The 21220-nt window shown below is 64.8% G+C and carries 18 protein-coding genes; 6 read left to right on the forward strand and 12 right to left on the reverse strand.

Annotated features, from left to right (window positions below; genetic code table 11):
• Window positions 1-7 precede the first annotated feature (7 nt).
• Genes QP996_RS03265 through typA form a run of 4 tightly spaced genes read right to left on the reverse strand, consistent with a single transcriptional unit; the run spans window position 8 to window position 4807 of the window.
• Entirely contained in the window at window positions 8-331 is a 324-nt protein-coding gene (locus QP996_RS03265; RefSeq protein WP_284871194.1) for a hypothetical protein, read from the reverse strand.
• Window positions 328-1200: an N-acetyl-1-D-myo-inositol-2-amino-2-deoxy-alpha-D-glucopyranoside deacetylase gene (gene mshB / locus QP996_RS03270; RefSeq protein WP_284871195.1), complete on the reverse strand. Its 873-nt coding sequence runs from the start codon at window positions 1198-1200 to the stop codon at window positions 328-330. The genes QP996_RS03265 and mshB overlap by 4 nt, the downstream gene beginning before the upstream one ends.
• On the reverse strand, window positions 1197-2879 hold the full coding sequence (locus QP996_RS03275) for an ABC transporter family substrate-binding protein (RefSeq protein ID WP_284871196.1): 1683 nt from the start codon (window positions 2877-2879) through the stop codon (window positions 1197-1199). The genes mshB and QP996_RS03275 overlap by 4 nt, the downstream gene beginning before the upstream one ends.
• Window positions 2880-2890: 11 nt before the next feature.
• Window positions 2891-4807 carry a translational GTPase TypA gene (typA, locus tag QP996_RS03280; RefSeq protein WP_284871197.1) on the reverse strand — a complete coding sequence of 639 codons (1917 nt, stop codon included), beginning with the start codon at window positions 4805-4807 and terminating at the stop codon, window positions 2891-2893.
• 166 nt (window positions 4808-4973) lie between these two features.
• On the opposite strand from typA, the gene QP996_RS03285 reads away from it, so the two are divergent.
• The 6 genes from QP996_RS03285 to QP996_RS03310 all read left to right on the forward strand — a co-directional run bounded on the left by QP996_RS03285 (window position 4974) and on the right by QP996_RS03310 (window position 12451).
• Window positions 4974-5645: an Rv1157c family protein gene (locus QP996_RS03285; RefSeq protein WP_284871198.1), complete on the forward strand. Its 672-nt coding sequence runs from the start codon at window positions 4974-4976 to the stop codon at window positions 5643-5645.
• Window positions 5646-5648: 3 nt separating this feature from the next.
• Window positions 5649-6185: a ribonuclease FAU-1 family protein gene (locus tag QP996_RS03290; RefSeq protein WP_284871199.1), complete on the forward strand. Its 537-nt coding sequence runs from the start codon at window positions 5649-5651 to the stop codon at window positions 6183-6185.
• A gap of 389 nt (window positions 6186-6574) precedes the next feature.
• A complete protein-coding gene (locus QP996_RS03295) occupies window positions 6575-8281 on the forward strand; it encodes an ABC transporter family substrate-binding protein (protein WP_284871200.1) in 1707 nt (568 codons plus the stop codon).
• Window positions 8282-8415: 134 nt separating this feature from the next.
• Window positions 8416-9399 carry an ABC transporter permease gene (locus QP996_RS03300; RefSeq protein WP_284871201.1) on the forward strand — a complete coding sequence of 328 codons (984 nt, stop codon included), beginning with the start codon at window positions 8416-8418 and terminating at the stop codon, window positions 9397-9399.
• Window positions 9400-9410: 11 nt separating this feature from the next.
• On the forward strand, window positions 9411-10487 hold the full coding sequence (locus QP996_RS03305; RefSeq protein ID WP_284871202.1) for an ABC transporter permease: 1077 nt from the start codon (window positions 9411-9413) through the stop codon (window positions 10485-10487).
• A complete protein-coding gene (locus QP996_RS03310; protein WP_284871203.1) occupies window positions 10484-12451 on the forward strand; it encodes an ABC transporter ATP-binding protein in 1968 nt (655 codons plus the stop codon). Before QP996_RS03305 ends, QP996_RS03310 begins: the two co-directional genes overlap by 4 nt.
• On the opposite strand, the gene QP996_RS03315 is transcribed toward QP996_RS03310, so the two are convergent.
• From QP996_RS03315 to QP996_RS03350, 8 genes are all read right to left on the reverse strand, one after another.
• A complete protein-coding gene (locus tag QP996_RS03315; RefSeq protein WP_284871204.1) occupies window positions 12438-12905 on the reverse strand; it encodes a nucleoside/nucleotide kinase family protein in 468 nt (155 codons plus the stop codon). The genes QP996_RS03310 and QP996_RS03315 overlap by 14 nt on opposite strands.
• Window positions 12902-13663 carry an energy-coupling factor transporter transmembrane component T family protein gene (locus tag QP996_RS03320; RefSeq protein ID WP_284871205.1) on the reverse strand — a complete coding sequence of 254 codons (762 nt, stop codon included), beginning with the start codon at window positions 13661-13663 and terminating at the stop codon, window positions 12902-12904. The genes QP996_RS03315 and QP996_RS03320 overlap by 4 nt, the downstream gene beginning before the upstream one ends.
• Window positions 13660-14991 carry an ABC transporter ATP-binding protein gene (locus tag QP996_RS03325; RefSeq protein ID WP_284871206.1) on the reverse strand — a complete coding sequence of 444 codons (1332 nt, stop codon included), beginning with the start codon at window positions 14989-14991 and terminating at the stop codon, window positions 13660-13662. The genes QP996_RS03320 and QP996_RS03325 overlap by 4 nt, the downstream gene beginning before the upstream one ends.
• Complete coding sequence (locus QP996_RS03330) at window positions 14992-15609, reverse strand: ECF transporter S component (protein WP_284871207.1); 618 nt, start codon at window positions 15607-15609, stop codon at window positions 14992-14994. It lies immediately after the preceding gene.
• Between the two features lie 202 nt (window positions 15610-15811).
• On the reverse strand, window positions 15812-17494 hold the full coding sequence (locus tag QP996_RS03335; protein ID WP_284871208.1) for an ABC transporter ATP-binding protein: 1683 nt from the start codon (window positions 17492-17494) through the stop codon (window positions 15812-15814).
• Window positions 17491-18486 carry an ABC transporter permease gene (locus QP996_RS03340; RefSeq protein ID WP_284871209.1) on the reverse strand — a complete coding sequence of 332 codons (996 nt, stop codon included), beginning with the start codon at window positions 18484-18486 and terminating at the stop codon, window positions 17491-17493. Before QP996_RS03340 ends, QP996_RS03335 begins: the two co-directional genes overlap by 4 nt.
• Entirely contained in the window at window positions 18479-19405 is a 927-nt protein-coding gene (locus QP996_RS03345; protein WP_284871210.1) for an ABC transporter permease, read from the reverse strand. The genes QP996_RS03340 and QP996_RS03345 overlap by 8 nt, the downstream gene beginning before the upstream one ends.
• Window positions 19406-19523: 118 nt before the next feature.
• Complete coding sequence (locus QP996_RS03350; protein WP_284871211.1) at window positions 19524-21104, reverse strand: peptide ABC transporter substrate-binding protein; 1581 nt, start codon at window positions 21102-21104, stop codon at window positions 19524-19526.
• Window positions 21105-21220 lie beyond the last annotated feature (116 nt).

Raw genomic sequence — 21220 nt, forward strand, 5'->3', positions numbered from 1 at the left:
CAGTATGTCACTTCGAACGAATCATGGGCCAAACGCCACCCACTATGCCGGCGACAAAGAGCACCAACGACCAGCCGGTTGGCGGGAGTATGGCCAGTGAAATGAAAAACGCGCAGCCCCACACACCCAGCGGCGCGAGCGCCCACGTCCGGGACCACAACCGCGCCGTCTTCGTCAACACGGCGTTGAACAGCAGCGCCACAACCGCCCAGATCCAGTTGAGGTAGACCACCTCCAAAACGAGAGAGACCAGCGCGCCGACGCTGAGCCACACTAAACCGGCCACGGCTTCGCCCCTAGAGAAGTCGTCGCGCACTGCGGGTTGTGTCATCGTGCGATCCCGGTGAGCAGCGAAGCACCGTCGTTAAGCGGAAGCCCCGCGCCCAGCTGGTAGTGCTCGACGCGCTGGATCGGCTGGATGATCAGGTTAGAAAGCGCGTAGTACACCACCGGGCCGGCGGCGAGGGCGGCGTGGGGGTTGACGTCGGTGGTGCGCCCGTCAGCGATCCACAGCTGGGTGGCGTGCGCGCGCATGGCCTCGACCTTCGCACTGTAGGCGGCGTCATTGAGCTCGACACGGACGTCAGAATTGTCCACGCCGTCGAGCTCGCCGTCTTCGGGCAGGCGCCAGCCCTCGGGGGCCTCGACGGGCATGAGCACTGCGGTCTCCTCGGCCAGGCGCACCGCCCACATAATGCGCGGGACGTGCACGCGCTCAGCGGCGGCATGCGTGATCTCGTGCGCGCGGATGTGGTCCGGGTGGCCGTAGCCGCCGTCGGCGCCGTAGGTGAGCACCAGGTGCGGCCTTTCTGCTTCGAAGATGGCAGCAAGCTTCTCGACGGCCACGTCACCCGAATTCACAAACGCCCGCGGATTTTTACTCGCCGGCGAGCCCGCCATTCCGGAATCGCGGAAGCAACCCGCGCCGCCGAGGAACTGCCCGCGCGCGCCGATCGCGGCGAGGGAGCGTTGCAGCTCCTGGATGCGGAAACCGCCGAGCTGGTCCGCCTCGTCCGCGACGAGGTGCTGGTAGGGCTCGCCGATGACCTCGCCCTCCTCGCCGAGGGTGCAGGTGACCACCAGCACGTCCGCACCGCGGGCGGTGAGGTCCGCAATCGCGCCGGCGGTGGTGATCGCCTCGTCATCCGGGTGGGCGTGCACGGCCACAACGCGGTAGCCGGAAAGGTCTCGATCGGTCATGGAACCTCCTGAATGTTTGTTCGCCGTTTCACTGTATCGGCCAGCTTCCACGCGCCTGCCGACGACAACCCGCCGGGCCACTGCCCCGGCTGCGTGCCCGCCGCACGCACCCCGCCCGCAGTGGCTGCGAGACGGGTCTCGTGCAGCAGTGGCACCCAGAGCGCTTCGCGGTGTTCGATCACCGCGACGCGCTCGGCGGCGACATCCGGCGGGAGCGCTCCGGCGAGGATTGCTTTGGCCAGCTCGTCGCCGGCCACCGTGCAAAATCCCGCGAGGTTGCCGGCGCGGCCGGTTTCTGCAGGGCAGGCGATGCGGCTGGCCAGCGTCTCTGCAGATCCGCCTTCGTTGCGCCAGTGCACCACGATGTCCACCTCGCCCGCCGGCAGACTGCGCGCGGCGATGGCGGACAGCTCATTGGCCACGATGCGAGCGGGCACACCGGCGTTTTCAAGCAGGTCCACCAGCGAACGCGCGGCCGCGGTGGCCGCCGGGTCCGCCGCGTCGGCGGCGACGCGCAACACCTTGCCGTCGGCGGCCAGGGCGTGCAGCAGCGCCAGCGAACCGGGCTCGGTCGGCTCGGCGGCGGCCACGTTGGTGCTGCGGCGGGCGGCGATGTGGGCGAGCAGGGGGACGTCGATAAGCGAACGCACCTCCGCGCGCGCCTGAGGCGAAAGCCCGCTGGTAGCGGATAGTGTGACGCCCAAGGTGCGGGTGCCTGGGAACGTGCGGGTGTCCACGTCCGGGATCAGCCCGAGGACATCCGCGGTGGTGTCCTGCGGCACCATGTCCACGAACGCGAGCTGGCCGCTGCGCAGCTGGTCCGCCACTTGGGTGGTGTCGCGCGCCGCGGCGAGGGTGAGGATGTCGATCGGCGCCGGGTCCGGCCCCCAGAACCTGTCGTTGCGGTTCAGGGTGACGGTGCCGTGGGCGCGGTCCACGCTGCGCACCAAGTAACGGCCCGCTGACGCCGGGACGGTGTTGCGCAGCGCGTATGCGAAATCGGCGGCGTCAGCGGCAAGCAGGTGCGACGGCAGAAGGTGGCGGAACAGCACCCGCCAGTCCCCCACCGTCTGCGCGAAATCAACGTCCACGACCTTGCCGCCGGGGCCGCTGACGCGCACGTTCGACACCGCGCGGTACGCGGCCGGATCCACCACACCGGCGGTTGTTGTCATTCCGCGCCACAGGTAGGCGAAGTCCGAGCCGGTGATCGGGGTGCCGTCGGACCACTGGGCGTTCGAGGCGATGACGTAGCGGACCGTGAACGCGTCCGGCGACGTCGGCAGCACCGACGCCCCGACGAGCAGGTTTGGGTCCTTCGTGCCGTCTGCCTGGAACGCGCTGGGCAGCACAAGGTCGGCGATGCCACGCACCACGGCGGACTCGTCGCCGACCAAGTGCGGGTTGAACCCCGCACGCACCGGGTCGATGCCGATCTGGGCCTGCGGACGTCCATTGGCGGGTTCTTGGTTGGTGCCCTGTTCCTGGGCGTTGTCTGCTCCGTTGGCGCTGTCTGAGTCGCCGTTATCGGCGTCGTGCTCGGAGACAGCGTCGGGACGGTCCTCCGGCTCCACCAGCGGCGGCGGGCCGGGGTTGGCCGCGCAGGACGCCGCGAGACAGAGCACGGAAAGCGCCGCCGCAGCACGGGTGGCTGGGCGGCGCGTTCTACTTGGGTGCATGGAAGAACAGGCTAGCTGTTCTTCTGCTTCGCGCGGGAGCGGGCGCGGCCGCGCTCGGTGGCGTTGAGGATGATCTTGCGCACGCGCATCGCCTCGGGGGCGACCTCGACGCACTCGTCGTCGTCGCAGAACTCGATGGCCTCGTCCAGGGACAGGGTGCGGGCCTTCTGCAGCGTGACGGTGGCGTCCGCGGAGGCGGCACGCATGTTGGTCAGCTTCTTTTCCTTGGTGATGTTGACGTCCATGTCCTCGTCGCGGGAGTTCGCGCCGACGACCATGCCCTCGTAGGCGTCTGCGCCCGGCTCGACGAAGAAGTCGCCGCGGTCCGCCAGCTGCTGCAGGGCGTAGGCGGTGACCTGGCCGGAGCGATCGGCGACCAGGGAGCCGGTCGGGCGGCCCTTGATCTCGCCGGCCCACGGGCGGTGCTCGATGGAGTACGAGTTGGCGATGCCGGCGCCGCGGGTCTCGGTGAGGAAGGTGGTGCGGAAGCCGATCAGGCCTCGCGACGGCACGTCGAACTCCATGCGCACCCAGTCGCCGGAGCCGGCGTTGCCCATCGAGGTCATCTGGCCCTTGCGGCTGGCCATCAGCTGGGTGACAGCACCCTGGTGCTCGGCGGGCACGTCGATGATCATGTGGTCGTACGGCTCGTAGGTCTTGCCGTCGACCTCCTTGGTCACCACCTGCGGCTTGCCCACGGTCAGCTCGAAGCCTTCGCGACGCATGGTCTCAATGAGCACGGTCAGGGCCATCTCGCCGCGGCCCTGCACCTCCCACGCGTCGGGGCGCTCGGTGGGCAGCACCTTGATGGAGACGTTACCGATCAGTTCCTGGTCCAGGCGGGCCTTGACCATGCGGGCGGTGAGCTTGTCGCCGCCGTTGCGGCCGGCCATCGGGGAGGTGTTCACGCCGATGGTCATGGAGATCGCCGGGTCGTCGATGGCGATGCGCGGCAGCGGCTCGACGTTCTCTGGGTCGCAGAGGGTGTCGCCGATCATGATGTCCTCGACGCCGGAGATGGCCGCGATGTCGCCCGCGACCACGTCACCGGTGGCCGGGACGCGGTCCAGCCCCTCGGTGACCAGAAGCTCCGCGATCTTGACGTTTTTGACCTGCTGGTTGCCCTCGGAATCGTAGTGGACCCAGGCGACGGTCTGGCCCTTCTTCACGGAGCCCTTGAACACGCGGATCAGTCCGATGCGGCCCAGGAAGGAGGAAGAGTCCAGGTTTGTCACCTGCGCCTGGAACGGCGCGTCGATCTCGGCGGACGGCTCCGGCAGCACGTCGTAGATGACGTCAAACAGCGGCTGCAGGTCCTCGTTGTCCGGCAGGTTACCGTTGCCCGGGTTTTCCAGGGAGGCGCGGCCCGCGCGGCCTGAGGTGTAGAGCACCGGCAGTTCGAGCAGGTTCTCGGCAGCCTCGGCGGCCTCCGGGTCCTCCAGGCCAGCGCCGAGCTCGAGGAGCAGGTCCTGGGCTTCCTCGACGACCTCGTCGATGCGCGCGTCCGGGCGGTCGGTCTTGTTCACACAGATGATGACCGGCTTCTTCGCCTCGAGTGCCTTGCCGAGGACGAAGCGGGTCTGCGGCAGCGGGCCTTCGGATGCGTCGATAAGCAAGACGACGCCGTCGACCATGGACAGGCCGCGCTCCACCTCGCCGCCGAAGTCGGCGTGGCCCGGGGTGTCAATGACGTTGATGACCAGGTCCGCGCCGTCCTTGCCCTTGCCGGCGCGGCGGATGGCGGTGTTCTTGGCCAAAATGGTGATGCCGCGCTCGGACTCGAGCTCGCCGGAGTCCATCACGCGGTCGCCGTGCTCGCCGTGGTCGCCGAACACGCCGGACTGCTCCAGCATGGCGTTGACCAGGGTGGTTTTACCGTGGTCGACGTGGGCGACGATGGCTACGTTGCGAAATTCAGGGTGCGACACAGAGATAGGTCCTTTGCGTTGGCGGAAATAACGCCTAAACGATACTCCCGCCTGGGCTGAATCGCATTATCCCGCCCGGCGCCCAGAACTCGTGAGCGCGCAGGATTTCCACAGCGATTTAGCAATTCCGCTTGACGTTGTTACGGATGTGACTAATGTGGCGCAAGTGCACAACTATCTTTCTTTCTCCAGGACCGTCGTTGCGGCGGTGTGCGCTGCCGGTTTGTTGGCGACCGGAGGCGTCGCTAAGCACACCGCTTCCGCGCAGTCCTCGTTCCTCGACCCGCTGGGCAGGCCCACGCCCGAGACTGTCGCGCGCGTCAACGCGTTCGCGGACCAGCCGTACGTCCCGCAGAACGTGAGCAACGCGCTGCGCACCGCGGTGCAGTTCTACGCGGGCACGGGCGAGATCGGCGGCCCGCCCTTGCCTGACGACGCCCCACGGTTCACCCAGTTCTACTGGCCCACCATTTCCGGCAACTGCATCGGCGAGGGGCTGCACTCCACCGCCTCCGCCATCGCGGTGCCAGGTCCCGCCGAATCCCCCGCCCCGGGCGCGAAGGCGGGCCAGACCACCTTCGTCTTCACCGCACTCGGCACCCCCGCGGCCGCGAAGGAGCAGGGCCAAATGAAGGTGTACTGGATCAACCTGGGCAATTTCCGCACCGGCGTAACGCCGTTGGGCAACAACGGGATTAACCCAACAGGACCGGCCACCCTGTCCGCGACCGCGGATACGGGCTCTGGGCGGGTTCTGGCAGTCGTTGACGGGAGTGTGCGCACCGTCGACAAGCTCTGCCCCTTCGCACCGACCGCCGCATCTATAGACGTGAGGTAACCAATGTCCGCCGATCTGCACCCCGTGAAGCAGGAGACGTTCGACACCGCAGCGAACATCAACACCGACCCGAAGGGGTTCTTGCGCGAGGTGGACACGTTCCGCGTCACCGACTTCGGCCTCTACATGGGCCGCGGCGCCGACCACCCGGAGTTCGGCTACCTGGAGAGCTGGCTGCTTCCTAAGCTGGGGCTGCGCGCCAACATCTTCCACTACCGCGAGGGTGCGGAGCGCAAGCAGGATTTCTACTTCGATGTCGCCGACATCGACGTCGACGGCGAAGTATGGAGCACCCGCGACCTGTACGTGGACCTGGTGTCGCTGACCGGCAACCCCATCGACGTTCTCGACATTGACGAGCTCGCCGCCGCCACGTCCGCCGGTTACATCACCGCCGAGGACGCGGAGAAGGCTATCGACGTCACGCTGGCCGCCGTCGAAGGCATCACCCGCCACGGCGACGACGCGATGGAGTGGCTGCGCGCCCAGGGGATCGAACTGACGTGGGCCGACAACGTGGAGCTAACACCGGTCGGGTAATTCACCTTCCGTTAACCCCACCCGCCCCTCCGGCGGGTGGGTTTTTTGCGTTGCGCAAATATCATTCACTTTTTCTATAGGTCGGCAGCTTTCATCGCCAGCACCGAACAAGCGAGCTGAACTGCCATTTTGTCAGACCCTTCGGATTGACTGGAAAACTGCTGAGCATAAAACGCAAAATACTTTCCTAAAACAATGTGAACTAGGTGACACGTGCGGTAGGTTGTGTTCAACCTGATTCACGTCGTGTTTACCAAGACGGTGTCCACCGGACAGTGTTGTACGAACCGTGTGCAGGGGCCGCCGGAAATTCCACCGGCACCATTGCCCGCCTTGGGCAACCGTCGCAAAGCAATCTGCGGACGGACGACCTACGAAAGGAACTGACCATGAGCAAACGCCTCCGCGTCGCGGCTCTCGCCGGCCTCTCCTCCATCTCCCTCGTCCTCGCCTCCTGCTCCTCGGACGGAAACTCCGAGGGCACAGCCGCAGGTGGTGGCCAGGACACCGCAAACACCCAGGCTGAGACGTCCGGCGACAACGGCGAACAGCTCGAAGTCAACGCCGCGGGCGACTACAACCCGCTCGAGCGCGACCAGATCCAGGACGGCGGCGAGCTGACGCTCGCGATCACCGAGATCGCCGAGCAGCAGAACGTGTTCCACGCGAACATGACCACTTACACCGACACCATCTGGAGCAAGTACAACCCGCAGCTCACGCTTTTCGACGGCGACGGCACCTACCACCCGAACCCGGCCTACCTCACCGACGTCAAGGACGACACCGTCGACGGCAAGACCGTGGTGACCTACACCATCCACCCGGAGGCCAACTACAACGACGGCACCCCGATCGACTGGACCGCCTTCGAGAACACCTTCAACTTCAATAACGGCTCCAACCCGGACGTGCAGGTCAACTCCACCGACGGCTACGAGCTCATCGAGTCCGTGGAGCGCGGCGACGACGACAAGCAGGCCGTGGTCACATTCAAGCAGGCGTACCCGTGGTGGGAGGGCCTCTTCGGCACGCTGGTTCCGCCGCAGGTCACAGACGCGGACACCTTCATGAACGCCTACCTCAAGCAGGTCCACCCCGAGTGGGGCGCGGGCCCGTTCAAGGTCGAGGACGTGAACTTCGAAACCGGCACCGCGACCTTCGTCCCCAACGAGAACTGGTGGGGTGAGAAGCCGAAGCTGGACAAGATCACCTACCGCCAGATGGAGGACCAGGCGTCCCTGAACGCGTTCCGCGCAGGTGAAATCGACGCCACCGGCGTCAGCTCCCGCGACCGCCTGGCCACGGCGAAGGAAATGGGCGACTCCATCGAGATCCGCACCGCCCTCAACCCGGCGAACTACCTGATGACGATCAACTCCACCGCCCCGGGCCTGGACGACATCAAGGTGCGCGAGGCCATCATGCGCGGCGTCGACCGCGAGCAGCTCGCCGCGATCCGCTTCCAGGGCCTGGGCTACACCGAGGACCTCCCGGGTTCGTTCAACCTGTACCAGACCCAGGACGGCTACGAAGACAACTTCGGCGAGGTTGTCCAGTACGACCCGGAGAAGGCCAAGGAGCTGCTCGCAGAGGCAGGCTACGACGAGGCGAACCCGCTGTCGGTGCGCTACGTCACCCTGGGTGATTCTCCGATGATCCAGGCAACCACTTCCGCTCTGCAGGCAATGCTGCGCAACATCGGCATCGACGTGCAGGTGGAGGAGCGCCCGAGCTCCGACTTCTCCAAGGTTGTCTCCGAGCGCGACTTCGACCTGTTCATGTCCGGCTTCCGCTCGTCTGACCCGTTCGGTGTGGCGTACTTCGGCCAGATTTACAAGTCCGACTCCGAGCTGAACAAGTCCGGCACCGGCACGGCTGAGATGGACCAGATGATCGATGAGCTGCAGCAGATCCCGGACGCGGACGAGCAGATCGAGCGAGCAAACGAGCTTGAGAAGGAAGCGCTGGCGCAGTACGGCATCATGCCGTACGCCAACGGTCCGGCGATTGTGGCCGTGAAGAAGGGCCTGGCCAACTTCGGTGCCAACTCGTTCGCGATCCTTCCGATCGAGAACGTGGGTTGGGCGAAGTAGTTCACCCCACCTTTAACCTGGTGAAACACCCGTAACGAGTGTGAGCCCGCCCAGCCTGAGCGCTGGGCGGGCTTCCGCACTTGCATCGCCGACAACCTCCTGCACACCCGCTGACACCGGAACCGAGAGCGCACATGTTTCGATACCTGTTCAGGAAGACGCTGAGTTGGGGCCTGATTGTTTTCTTGGCCACTAACCTGACCTACTTCCTCGCCAGCTTTTTCCTCGACCCGCGAGCCAACTACTTCGGCCGCCGCCCACCTTTGCCCGAAGACCAGATCGACGCTCTGCTCGAGCCGTTGAACCTGAGCCCGAACACCCCGCTCATTGAGCGTTGGTGGACCTGGCTGACCGGCATCCTCACGCGCTGGGACTGGGGTAAGTCCCCGCTCGGCGACTCGGTCAACGAGCAGGTCTCTTACCGCATCTGGGTCTCCGCCCAGCTGACGCTGTTCGCGACCCTGCTGTCCATCATCATCGGTGTCGCGCTCGGCGTGTACACCGCTTCGCGCCAGTACAAGCGCGCCGACCGCGTGTGGCAGGGCATCTCGATCATCACCATGAACATCCACGTGGTCGTGGCGTCGATTGCCGTGGTGTGGTTCGGACTCAAGGTCAACGAGTGGACCGGCAAGCGCGTCTTCTACGTCACCGGCGCCTCCAGCCCGGGTGTTGAGGGCTTCGGCGCGAAGATGGTGGATTACGCCCAGCACCTGGTGCTTCCCACCCTGTCGCTGTTGATCATCTCGTACGCCGGCTACCACTTCATGCAACGCACACTGCTGCTGGACAACTTAAACGCCGACTATGTGCGCACCGCTCGCGCGAAGGGGTTGACCAAGCCGAAAGCGGTGCGTCGTCACGCATTGCGCACCTCGCTGATCCCCGTGGCCACCTCCGTGGCGTTCTCCGTGCCCGGCATCTTCACCGGCGCCGTGATGACGGAGCGCATCTTCGCCTGGCAGGGCATGGGCCAGTACTTCATCCAAACCATTGCGCGTAACGACGTCCACGGGGTCGTCGTCGTGGCTGCGTTCGGCGCCGCCATGACGGCCGTCTCCGCCATCCTGGCCGACCTGATCGTCGTCGCCCTCGACCCGCGCGTGCGCGTGAGCTAAGGAGCACCGAAATGGCACCGAACACCTCCCGCGGCGTATCCCGCAAGTTGAAGGACCCCCGCGCGCACAGCTCGACCAGCCTGGGCATGCACGCGAACATGCCGCTGAACGACCTCACCGCTATCTCCGAGACCGGCCGTCAGGCCGACGGTATACGAAGCGAGGAGCTCGACACTCCCCCGCCCGTTCCGAAGCAGGGCAACAGCATCGACGACCAGCAGACGATGCGCGCGACGCGGAAGTCGAAGATCTACTTCCGCCGCTTCATGCGCAACAAGGCGGCAGTGATCGGCCTGATCATTTTCTTCCTGCTTGTCTTGCTCGCCATTTTCGGCAAGTTCCTCACCCCGTGGAACTACCAGGATCCGGACTTTTTGAACCTGTCCGTGCCGCCGTCGTCCGAGCACTGGTTCGGCACGACAGATTCCGGCAACGACCTGTTCGCCCAAGTGGTCCACGGCCTGGGCCGCTCGCTGACGATCGCGGTGCCGGCGTCGATTGCCACCACCATCATCTCCGCGATCGTCGGCGCGGGCGCGGCGCTCTACGGCGGCAGCGTGGAAAAGGTCATCTTGGCCATCATTCACTTCCTGCTCGCTGTGCCGACCTTCCTCATCATCGCTCTGCTGGTCTCCGGCTCGGGCGGCGACTGGAAGGTGCTCACCGTCGTGCTCATCGCGTTCGGCTGGATGTACTCGGCGCGTGTGATCTGGTCGTTGTCGCTGTCTATCCGCGAAAACGATTACGTGCGCGCCGCGAAGTTCATGGGCGTTTCCCGCCCGCAGACGATCATGCGCCACGTCATCCCGAACGTCGCCTCGCTGCTGATTATCCAGCTGATGCTGGGCATTGTCTCCACCATCATGTCGGAGACCGCGCTGTCCTTCCTCGGCCTGGGCGTGAAGCTTCCCGACGTGTCCCTGGGCACCCTGCTGCAAACCGGCACGTCGACGCTGATCACCGCCCCGTGGCAGTTCTACTTCCCGGCGCTGATCCTGACCCTGCTCACCGTGTCCATGGCGTTCATCGCAGACGGCCTGCGTGACGCGCTCGACCCGAACTCGAACTCCGGAGGTTCCGCAGCATGACAACCAGCATCCACAACCCCGGCGGCGCAGGCTTCGGCGGCGCGGCCCCGGCGCCTACCGGCGACCCGGTGCTGTCCGTGCGCGACCTCCACGTCTCCTTCCCCTCGGAGGCGGGCGTGGTCCGGGCGGTGCGCGGCGTGGACTTCGACCTGTACGCCGGCCGCACCCTCGGCATCGTGGGCGAGTCCGGCTCCGGCAAGTCCGTCACCTCGCTTGCGGTGATGGGGCTACTTCCCGAGTACGCGAAGGTCACCGGCTCCGTGAAGTTCGACGGCGATGAGCTGCTGGGCAAGTCCGACACTGCGATGTCCAAGATCCGTGGCAACGGCATCGGCATGATCTTCCAGGACCCGTTGTCCGCGCTAACCCCGGTCTACGACATCGGCACCCAGCTGGTGGAGGCCATCCAGGCGCACAACAACATCTCCAAGTCCAAGGCGATGGACCGCGCCGCAGAGCTGCTGGACCTGGTGGGCATCCCGGAGCCGAAGAAACGCCTGCGTTCCTTCCCCCACGAATTCTCCGGCGGCATGCGCCAGCGCGTGGTCATCGCGATCGCCATCGCGAACAACCCGAAGGTGCTCATCGCCGACGAGCCGACCACCGCGCTGGACGTGACCATCCAGGCGCAGATCCTCGAGGTGATTAAGAAGGCGCAGCGCGAAACGGGCGCGGCCTGCATCATGATCACCCACGACATGGGTGTCGTCGCCGGCACCGCGGACGACGTGCTGGTGATGTACGGCGGCCGCCCCGTCGAGCGCGCCGAGGTGCACGAGCTGTTTGGCAACCCGAAGATGCCGTACTCCGTGGGCCTGTTGGGCTCCACCCCGCGCGTGGACCAGCCATCCAACGAACCGCTGACGTACATCGACGGCAACCCGCCGATGCTCATCGACGTCGCCGACCGCTGCCAGTTCGCGCCCCGTTGCCCCATCGCCGTCGACGAGTGCTTGGCCAAGGAGCCACCGCTGGTCCCGGACAAGGGCGACGACGATGAACACCTGGTCGCCTGCATTCGCCGCGAGGAGATCGTGGAGGGAAAGATCGGCGGTAAGCCCCTCTTCCCCGCCCCGAAGTTGCCGGAGAACAAGTACGCGGGCATCCCGCGCGAAGACCGGGAGATCACCCTCGAGGTGGAGAACCTGCACCGAGAGTTCCCGCTGACCAAGGGCGCGCTGGTCAAGCGCCGCATCGGCACCGTGGAGGCCGTGAAGAACATCTCCTTCGACGTGCGCGCCGGCGAGTGCATGGCGATTGTGGGCGAGTCGGGCTCCGGCAAGACCACCACGCTGCTGGAGATTATGAACCTCGAGCCGGAGCCGGATTCGCGCATTGTCATCTGCGGCCAGGACGCGGCGAAGATGAACACCACACAGCGCCGCGAGGCGCGAAAGAACATCCAGATGGTGTTCCAGGACCCGATGAGCTCGCTCAACCCGCGCATGACGGTGAAAGAGATCATCCAGGAGCCGCTGGACGCCCTCGGCTTCGACGGCGACAAAGACGCCCGCATCTCGGAGCTGATGCGCACCGTGGGCCTGGACGCGAAGCAGCTGGACCGTTTCCCCGGCCATTTCTCCGGCGGCCAGCGCCAGCGCATCGGCCTCGCGCGCGCCCTTGCGACGAACCCGTCGGTGATTGTGCTGGATGAGCCGGTTTCCGCCCTCGACGTGTCCATCCAGGCGGGTGTGATCAACCTGCTGGATTCGCTCAAGCGCAAGCTGGGCTTGTCCTACCTGTTTGTCGCCCACGACCTGTCGGTCGTGCGCCACCTTTCGGACCGCGTGGCGGTGATGTACAAGGGCGACTTCGTGGAGTTCGGCGAAACCGACGACGTCTTCGACAACCCGCAGCATCCCTACACGAAGGCGTTGCTGTCGGCGATCCCGATCCCGGATCCGGACGCGGAGCGTGCGCGTGTGCGCACGGTGTACAAGCCCGAGGAGGTCACACCCTCCTAACCTCCACGTCTACGGGGAGTGCGGGCAGGCGCTTCTCCTGCTCGGCCCACATGCCCCACCAGGGCGCGTAGCCCGGGTCCCGCTTCAGGGCCCGGGCTTTTCGCGTCTCTTCCGGAGCGATAACCCGCACCGTGTCTACGTCCCCGCGTGCTTTCGCCTTGCTTATCGACGCCTCCGTCACCGCACCTACCCCCTCCACCACGAGATCCGCGCCGGGCACGAGCGGCACCCACTCCGCGCGTCTATCCTGCTCCCAGTCCCAGCGCCAGAACCCGGGTGCCGCCGGGTCGAGGACGTCGTCGGCGACCATCCGGGCGCCCTCGGCGAGCCCGCCCCAGCCGGGGTAGAAATCGTCCAAGTGCACCACCCGGATGCCGAGGGCGGCGCCGATTTGGTTGGCGAGGGTGGTTTTGCCGGAGCCCGAGGGGCCGTCGATGAGCAGGGTGTACGTCATCGCACCGCCCACACCGGGCGAAGGTAGCCGGTCGACCACGCGAGCGCGAGCGCGGCGAGCGCGACGGCAAGGCAGACAGCCATTACAGTCCAGTCGCGGGAGTGCAGCTTGGATTCGCGCGCCCAGGAGCGTTTGCGGGGGCCGTCGAAGCCACGGGCTTCCATGGCAGTGGCGAGCTTGCCGGCGCGACGCAGCGACATCACCAGCAGGCCGAAGGACAGCGAGAACCAGTACTTGATTTTGCCCTGGTCGGCGATTCCGCGGGCGCGGCGGGAGCGGCGCATGGCGTCGAGGTCGTCGCGAAGCAGTGTGAGCATGCGAAGCGCTGCGACGGTGCCGATGACGAAGCGCTCCGGCAGGTGCAGCACCTGCGCGAGCCCGTCGCCAAGGTCGGTGGGGTCCACGTCCGCGGACAGCAGCACCACCGGCAGCGCGATGGCGAGCACGCGCAACACCACCGCCCACGCGAGCGAAACGGAAAGCTCGGTGACGTGCACCAGGCCCCACTCGAGGTAGGTCTCCCCGCCCGCCTGGCCGTAGAGCGCCATGGGGATGCCCGCCAGCGGCGCGATGAGCAGGATCGGCAGCGCGCGTTTGAAAAAGCGGCCGTAGCCCAGACCGCACACAGGCACCATGAGCAGCGTGAACGCGAGGACGAAGGTGGCGGAGACCCAGTCGATGGTGAACATCAGCGGCGTGGTCAGAAGCACCAGGCCGAGGATGCGGGTGACGGGGTTGATTTCGCGCAGCAGGTTCATCGTTCGCCTCCGGCGACGATCTCTACGATGTGGTCACCCAGGGAGGCGATGAACGCTTCGTCGTGGGTGATCGACATGACGGTCACGCCCTGCTCCGTCAGTTCGCGGATCAGCCCGACGAGCTCGACGAAGGTGCGGTCGTCCTGGCCGAACGTGGGTTCGTCCAGGATGAGCAGCTGCGGGGCGTTGACCAGCGCTGTGGCAACCGACAGGCGGCGTTTCTCGCCGCCGGAGAGGGTGAACGGGTTGGCATTCACCAGGTGCTCCAGGCGCAGGCGGCGCAGCAGGTCGTCGATGCGCTCCTGCGGCGCGCCGGACAGCGCCATCTCCTCGCGCACGGTGGCGGTGACGAACTGATGCTCCGGCTCTTGGAACACGTAGCCGATGCGGCTGGCCAGATCCTTCGACGTCCACTTGATCGACGGTGCGGTCAGCCCCTGCCGGATGGTCTCCGAGTACTCAACCTCGCCATTTTCGGGCGGGGTCAGGCCCGCCAGCACCTGCACCAGCGTGGTTTTTCCGAAGCCGTTCTCGCCGGTGATTACGGTGGAATACCCCTCCGGCGCGCGCATCGTGCGCGGCGGCCCGAAGCGTGTGAGTACTTCATGCGTTGCGACGGCCGCTGGCACCCCCGCGGGCACCTTTCTCGCCGGCAGCAGCTCAGGCGCGTCCGGCAGCTCGTCCGCGCTGATGCGGGAAAGCCCGGTCTGGTCCAGGCGGTAGTAGGTGTCCACCACTTCCGCCCAGTGCTTCGGGCGGTGCTCCACCACGACCAAGGTGGCGCCGGTGAGCTGGCAGACTTTATCAACCGCGGCGATGACCTCGTCGCGCCCGCGCGGGTCCAGGTTGGCGGTGGGCTCGTCCAGGATGAGGATGTCCGCGCCCATCGCGATCACGCCCGCCAGCGCCAGGCGCTGCTTCTGTCCACCGGACAGGTGCGCGGTCCGGTGATCCAGTGGGACGTCGAGGCCTACGGCGTCGAGGGCGCGCTCAACCCGCGGCCAGATTTCCTCTCGCGGCACGCCGAGATTTTCGGCGCCGAAGGCGACGTCGTCGCCCACCCGCGACAGGATCGTCTGTGCCTCCGGGTCCTGCAGCACCATGCCGACAGTCCCGTCCACGGTTAGGGTACCGGCGCGGCTGCCGTCCTCGGAGTCGTCGATAAGCTTGGCGATGACCGCAAGCAGCGTGGACTTCCCCGAGCCCGAATCGCCGGTGATGAGCACCCGCTCCCCGCGCGCGACATCGAGATCGACGTTGGTAAACGCGGGCTGCGGGCGCGTCGCATGCTGGTAGGAAAGCCCCCGCGCCTGGATGGCCAGCGACATTTACGCGGCGTGGTCGAAGCGCTCGCGGCCCGCGCCGAAACGGTCCAGCGCGCCGGTCTGCGCCAGCGCCTTGACCAGGTAGTAAGCCAGCGCACCGGCGAGGACCGCGCCAGAGATGATCAGGCAGGTCAGGTAAATCAGGTTGAACTGCAGGCTCATGGCCAGGTTGGCGGAGGTGAACAGCTCCAGGATGAACGCGCCGATGCCCGCACCAATGCCGGCCAGCGCCGCCACGGACAGGTTGAAGCGGCGGTAGGCGAAGATGAGGAACACAAGCTCCGCGCCCAGGCCCTGCGCGAGGCCGGAATACAGCGTCTCCGGGCCCCACTGGCTGCCCAGCACCGCGGAGACGGAGGCGGCGACGACTTCGACGAACAGTGCGGCGCCCGGCTTGCGGATGATCAGGCCACCGAGCACGCCGCCAATGAGCCAGATGCCCACGGCAAGGCCACCCAGGCCCGGGGTGAGGGTGTCCAGCGCCTTGAAACCGGCGTAACCGATGCTGTTCCACACCCAGAACAGCAGGCCGCAGGCCACACCGAGGACAGCGGCGGTGACGATGTCTACAACACGCCAGGAGTTGTTCTTCGGTGCAGCAGAGTGAGCGGGCACAGTCATGTGCGAATCTTCCTTCCTATCGCCGGCATTACCCGGATCAGGTTCAACGGTTCACCGAATCGTTTCGGCATCTCAGCCACCGCTTTCTCGCGGCAGCACCCGTGTGTTTTCAGTTCTCCGGCGATGCTACAGCATGGCTCAAATATGCTTATCGACGGCATCCGCGCGCTTCCGCGTAGTGCCGTCGATAAGCAAATGGCTCCTAGCCGCGCCCCAACTCGATGTGGAGACCCGGCACAGAGTTGATCAGGTTGCGCGTGTACTCATCCTGCGGACTATCAAAAATCTGATCTGCGGTCCCCTGCTCCACAGCCTTCCCCTGGCGCATCACCACAATGTCATCTGCGGTCTCACGCACCACAGCCAAATCGTGGGTGATGAAAAGATACGACAGGTCCATCTCCTGCTGCAGACCCTTCAGCAGTGTGAGGATCTGGTCCTGCACCAGCACATCCAGGGCAGAAACCGCCTCATCCAACACAATCACTTCCGGATCAAGTGCCATCGCGCGGGCGATAGCGATGCGCTGGCGTTGGCCACCCGAAAGCTCGTTGGGATAGCGGCGCATCGCCGACCGCGGCATCTGCACCAAATCCAGTAGCTCCGCCACGCGAGCCTCCCGCTGCTTGCGGTTTCCTACCTTGTGCAGGCGCAGCGGCTCCTCGATGCAGCGGTAGATGGAGTACATCGGATCCAGCGAGCCGTACGGGTTCTGGAACACGACCTGCATCTTGCGGCGGACGTCGAAGAGCTCCTTGCGGCTGAGACCAGAGATATCGCGGCCCTCGAAGTACACAGTTCCGCTGGTCGGCTCCAGCAAACTGAGCACCATGTTTGCCACAGTGGATTTGCCGGAACCGGACTCTCCTACAAGCGCCAGCGTGGTGCCGCGTCGCACGTCGAACGACACGTCGTCGACAGCGCGCAGTGTCTTCTTGTCCGCCTTCTGGCCGCGAACGTCGAACTCCTTGACCAGGTTTTCGACGCGGATCACCACATCTTCCTGCTTCGTCTCCACCGCTGCTGCGTCTTCACCCGACGAAGCAGCATGGGTTCGTGCGGCCGCGAGCGACGGGGCAGCATCCACAAGTCGGCGCGTGTAGGGATGCTTGGGGTCACGCAGAATCTCCAAACTCGGTCCGCGCTCCACCACGCGGCCACGGTGCATGACCAACAAATGGTCTGCGCGTTCCGCTGCCAGCCCGAGGTCGTGAGTAATGAACAGCAGTGCGGTCTGCGATTCCTGCGTGAGCTTTTCTAGGTGGTCCAAGATGCGCTTTTGCACAGTCACGTCGAGCGCGGACGTAGGCTCATCCGCGATGAGCAGCTCAGGTTCTGCGGCCAAGCCCATTGCAATGAGCGCACGCTGGCGCATGCCGCCAGAGAACTCGTGCGGGAACTGCTTTGAACGGCGCTCCGCGTCCGGGAGACCCGCATGTTCTAGCAGTTCGATCACGCGCTGGTGCCGCTCCGATCCTTCAACAATGTTGTTCGCTTTGAGCGACTCCTCCACTTGCGTGCCAATGCGCCAGACTGGGTTGAGGTTGGACATCGGGTCCTGCGGCACCAGACCGATGCGGTTGCCGCGGATCTTCTGCCACCCCTTCTCATCCAATCCGGTGAGTTCCTCGCCACGCAGTTTGATGGAGCCTTGCGTCACCTTGCCGGTGCCCGGGAGGAGCCCCAGCACCGCCATAGCCGAGGTGGACTTGCCAGAGCCGGACTCTCCGACAATGGCCACCTTCTGGCCCGGGTAAATGGTCAGGTCGAAGTCGCGGACAGCCTCGACCACACCCGTGGACGACTCAAACGTGATTCGCAGGTCTTCGACCTCAAGGAGCGGCGATGGCTCGTTGTTCTCTGTCTTACCGATCGCGGTCGTCATCGCTTCCTCGCTTTCGGATCAAGGGCGTCGCGCACGACGTCGCCCATCATGATGAAGCTCAGCACTGTGAGTGCGAGCGCAATTGCTGGGTAGAACAGCACCATCGGCTGGGTGCGCAGCGAAGCCTGCGCTGCAGAAATATCTCCGCCCCACGACACCACAGTTGAAGGCAGCCCGATACCGAGGAATGACAACGTTGCCTCTGCAACGATGAACTGACCGAGTGCGACAGTGGCGTAGACAATCACCGGGGCTGCAGCATTGGGCAGGATGTGAGACGCGATGATCTTCCAATCGTTCGCTCCCACGGCTCGGGCGGCGGTAACGAACTCGTCGTTCTTAATGCCCATCACAGCACCACGGGTGATTCGGGCGATCTGCGTCCAGCCAAACATGGCTAGCGCAAAGACAACCATGCCGATTGAGCGTTTGTTTTGGAACATGGACATCACAACGATCGCGGCCAGCACCAGCGGCACTGCGAAGAAGATGTCGGTCAAACGCGACAACAAAGTGTCCCAGATGCCGCCAAAGTAGCCGGCGATAGCGCCGATAAGCCCGCCAATCAGCGTGACAACAAGCGTGGTCAGCACACCCACGGTCACCGAGGCGCGCGCTCCGTAGATCATGCGCGAGTAAATGTCGCAGCCCTGCCGGTCGAATCCAAAAATGTGGCCTTCCTCGGGCCCGTTGAGTGAGCGCGAGAGCATGCACTCGCGGGGGTCCGTGCTAGTGAACAGGCCTGGAAACAGCGCGATTGCGATGGCCAGGACGATGAGCAGCGCGGAGATCCAGAACAGCGGGCGGCGACGCAGGTAGTGCCAGGCCTCCGCCCACTGGCTTGTCGGCGTGCCAGCCTCCGGCACTGCGTCGACGGCGCCAAGGCCAGTCTCGTCGGTGTCTGCGACGAAGTATTCCTGCCCGCGCAGCACCCTGGCATTAGTGAGCGTGCGATCTCCCGTAAGACCGGGTTGTGGAATGGAATTAGTCATAGCGGATCCTTGGGTCGAGAACTGCGTAGAGCAAGTCAACGATGAGGTTGGCAATGATGTAGATGATCACGAGCACAGTGGTAATGGACACCACAGTTGCGGGCTCGCCCTTGATGATCGACTGGTAAATCGTGCCGCCGATACCGTTAATGCCGAAGATGCCCTCGGTGACAATGGCACCGCCCATCAGCGCTCCAAGGTCGGCACCGAGGAAGGTGACCACGGGAATCATCGAGTTGCGCAGCACGTGCCGGTTCATCACGGTGCCCTCGCTCAACCCCTTGGCGCGAGCGGTGCGCACGTAGTCAGCGCGCAAGTTCTCGCTGACAGACTGGCGCGTCAGCCTGATCACGTAGGCGCACGACAACGCACCGAGCACTATCGCTGGCATGAGCAGTGCCGTGAACGACTCGTTGCGCCCCACGGTGGCCGGCAATACTCCCCACTTCACGCCGAGGAGGTACTGCAGGACAAAGCCGATGACAAACGACGGGATAGCGATGACGATCAGCGAGACGACGAGAATGGTGGAATCGAAGAAACCGCCACGTCGCACGCCAGCGATCACACCGAAAATGATGCCGAAGATCGCCTCAAACGCAAGCGCCATCAGACCGAGCTTGATGGTCACTGGGAATGCGTTGGCCATTACCGAGGCAACGGGCTGACCGGAGAAGGTTTTACCGAAATCGCCCATAAAGATGCCTTTGATGTAAAGCAGGTACTGGACGATGAACGGTTTATCCAGGTTGTATTCCGCTTCGATACGTGCACGCGCGGCTTCGGACAACCCGCGGTCGCCGCCGAGCGCCTGTACGGGGTCACCCGGCATAAGGAAGACGAGGGCGTAGAGCAGCAAGGTGGCCCCGAAGAACACGGGGATCATTTGGAGCAGCCGCCGCCCTATATAACGCAGCATGGTTCCGGGCTCTCCTTTTCAACATGATTGGGTACGAAAACCATAACGGGTGTGATGCGAGTAATGACCCGCCGCACAATGCGAACGGGTCACTCTGCGTGGTTGCTTAAGTTACCACTTAGTTTTTGGTGATTTGGTGCAGCACCGGCAGGGAACGCCAGGAGAATTCGACATTCTCCACGTTCTCCGAGTAGCCACCGGTGACGTTCTGGTTCCACAGCGGGATCGCTGGCAGGTCCTCAAACAGGATCGTCTGAACCTCGTTGTACTTCTCGGCCGCGGCCTCCGGGGACGCTGCGGTGGCAGCATCAGACAGCAGGGTGTCTACGGCCGGGTTGGAGTAACGGGCGTAGTTCGAAGAGCCATTGGAGCCGTACAGCGGGATCAGGAAGTTGCCCAGCGACGGGTAGTCGGCGCTCCAACCGGTACGGAACGCTCCCTTGACCGCATCGTTATCCATGTCGTCGAGCATGGACTTGAAATCCGGGTAAGCGTTGCCCACGGCCTCAACGCCGATGGCGTTGCGGATAGAGTTCGCCACCGCGTCGACCCAAGCCTGGTGTCCGCCGTCGGCGTTGTAGGAGATCTCCAGCTCGCCGTCGAACTTGTTGATCTGGTCGGCGGCCTCCCAGAGGCGCTTCGCTTCTTCCGGGTCGTACTTCAGAACGTCGACGCCCTCAAGGTTGTCGGAATGACCCGGGACGACCGGGGAGGCGAAGTCGGTCGCAGGGGTGCGCGTGCCCTCGAAGATGGTCTGGGTGATCTCATCGCGATCGATCGCCTTCGAGATGGCCTGGCGGCGCAGCTTGCCTTCCTCGCCGCCGAAGTGCTCCTCGTTTTCATTGAGGGTCACCGACTGGAACGCGGCTGCCGGCTGGTTGACGGCACGTCCTCCCAGCTCATCTTCGAAGTTGGACATCGCAGAGTCCGGCACGGCGTCGAGCACGTCCAGGTTGCCGGAGAGCAGGTCCGCGTACGCGGCATCCTGCTGGGCGTAAAAGACGAAGTTCACACCGTCGTTCTGCGCCTTGCGGTCTCCCTGGTACTCCTCGTTCGGCACCACGATGGCGTCCTGGTTGTGGTTCCACTCCAGGAGCTTGTACGGGCCGTTTGAAATCGGGTTCTCGCCGTATGCCTCCATGTCGTCGAAGGCCGACGGGTGCAGCGGCGCGTACGCGATGTAGCCAAGGCGCTGCGGGAAGTCGGCCTCCGGCTGCTCGAGTTCAATGGTGAAAGTCTTGTCGTCGACAACCGCAAGACCTTCGAGGGGCTTACCGTCCTCGTAACCCTTGATCGGCTCGAAGAAGGACGAGTTCATCTGGGAGTTTTCAACGGCGTAGTTCCACGCGTCGACAAAATCCTTTGCTGTTACCGGGGTGCCGTCGGCCCACTTGGTGTCCTTCAGCGTCACGCGGTAAGACTTCTCGCCTTCCGGTTCGATGGACTCAGCGAGCTCGTTGTGGCTCTCGCCGTCCTTGTCGTAGTAGGTCAGGCCGGCGTAGAGCACGTCAGTGATGCGGCCGCCACCGGTTTCATTCGTATCTGCCGGAAGCAACGGACGCTGTGGCTCAGAGCCGTTGACCAGAATGTAGTTGTCGCTGCCGCCCGCCGCGTTGTCGGCGGAATCGTCTCCGCATGCGGCGAGGCCGAGTGCGAGCGCGCTCGCGCCGATAACTGCAGCTGCTTTCTTGATGTGCACCTTGACTCCTTCTCATCGAGACTCCACTGAGCGTGTGCTCTGGGACACTCAGCGCTCTATAAGGAGTCCATCACAACACCTCTAACTTCCCACAATCGAAATTTGATTACTGCCCG

Origin of the sequence: Corynebacterium sp. MSK008 (genome assembly GCF_030232585.1) — a bacterium.
GTDB lineage: Bacteria > Actinomycetota > Actinomycetes > Mycobacteriales > Mycobacteriaceae > Corynebacterium.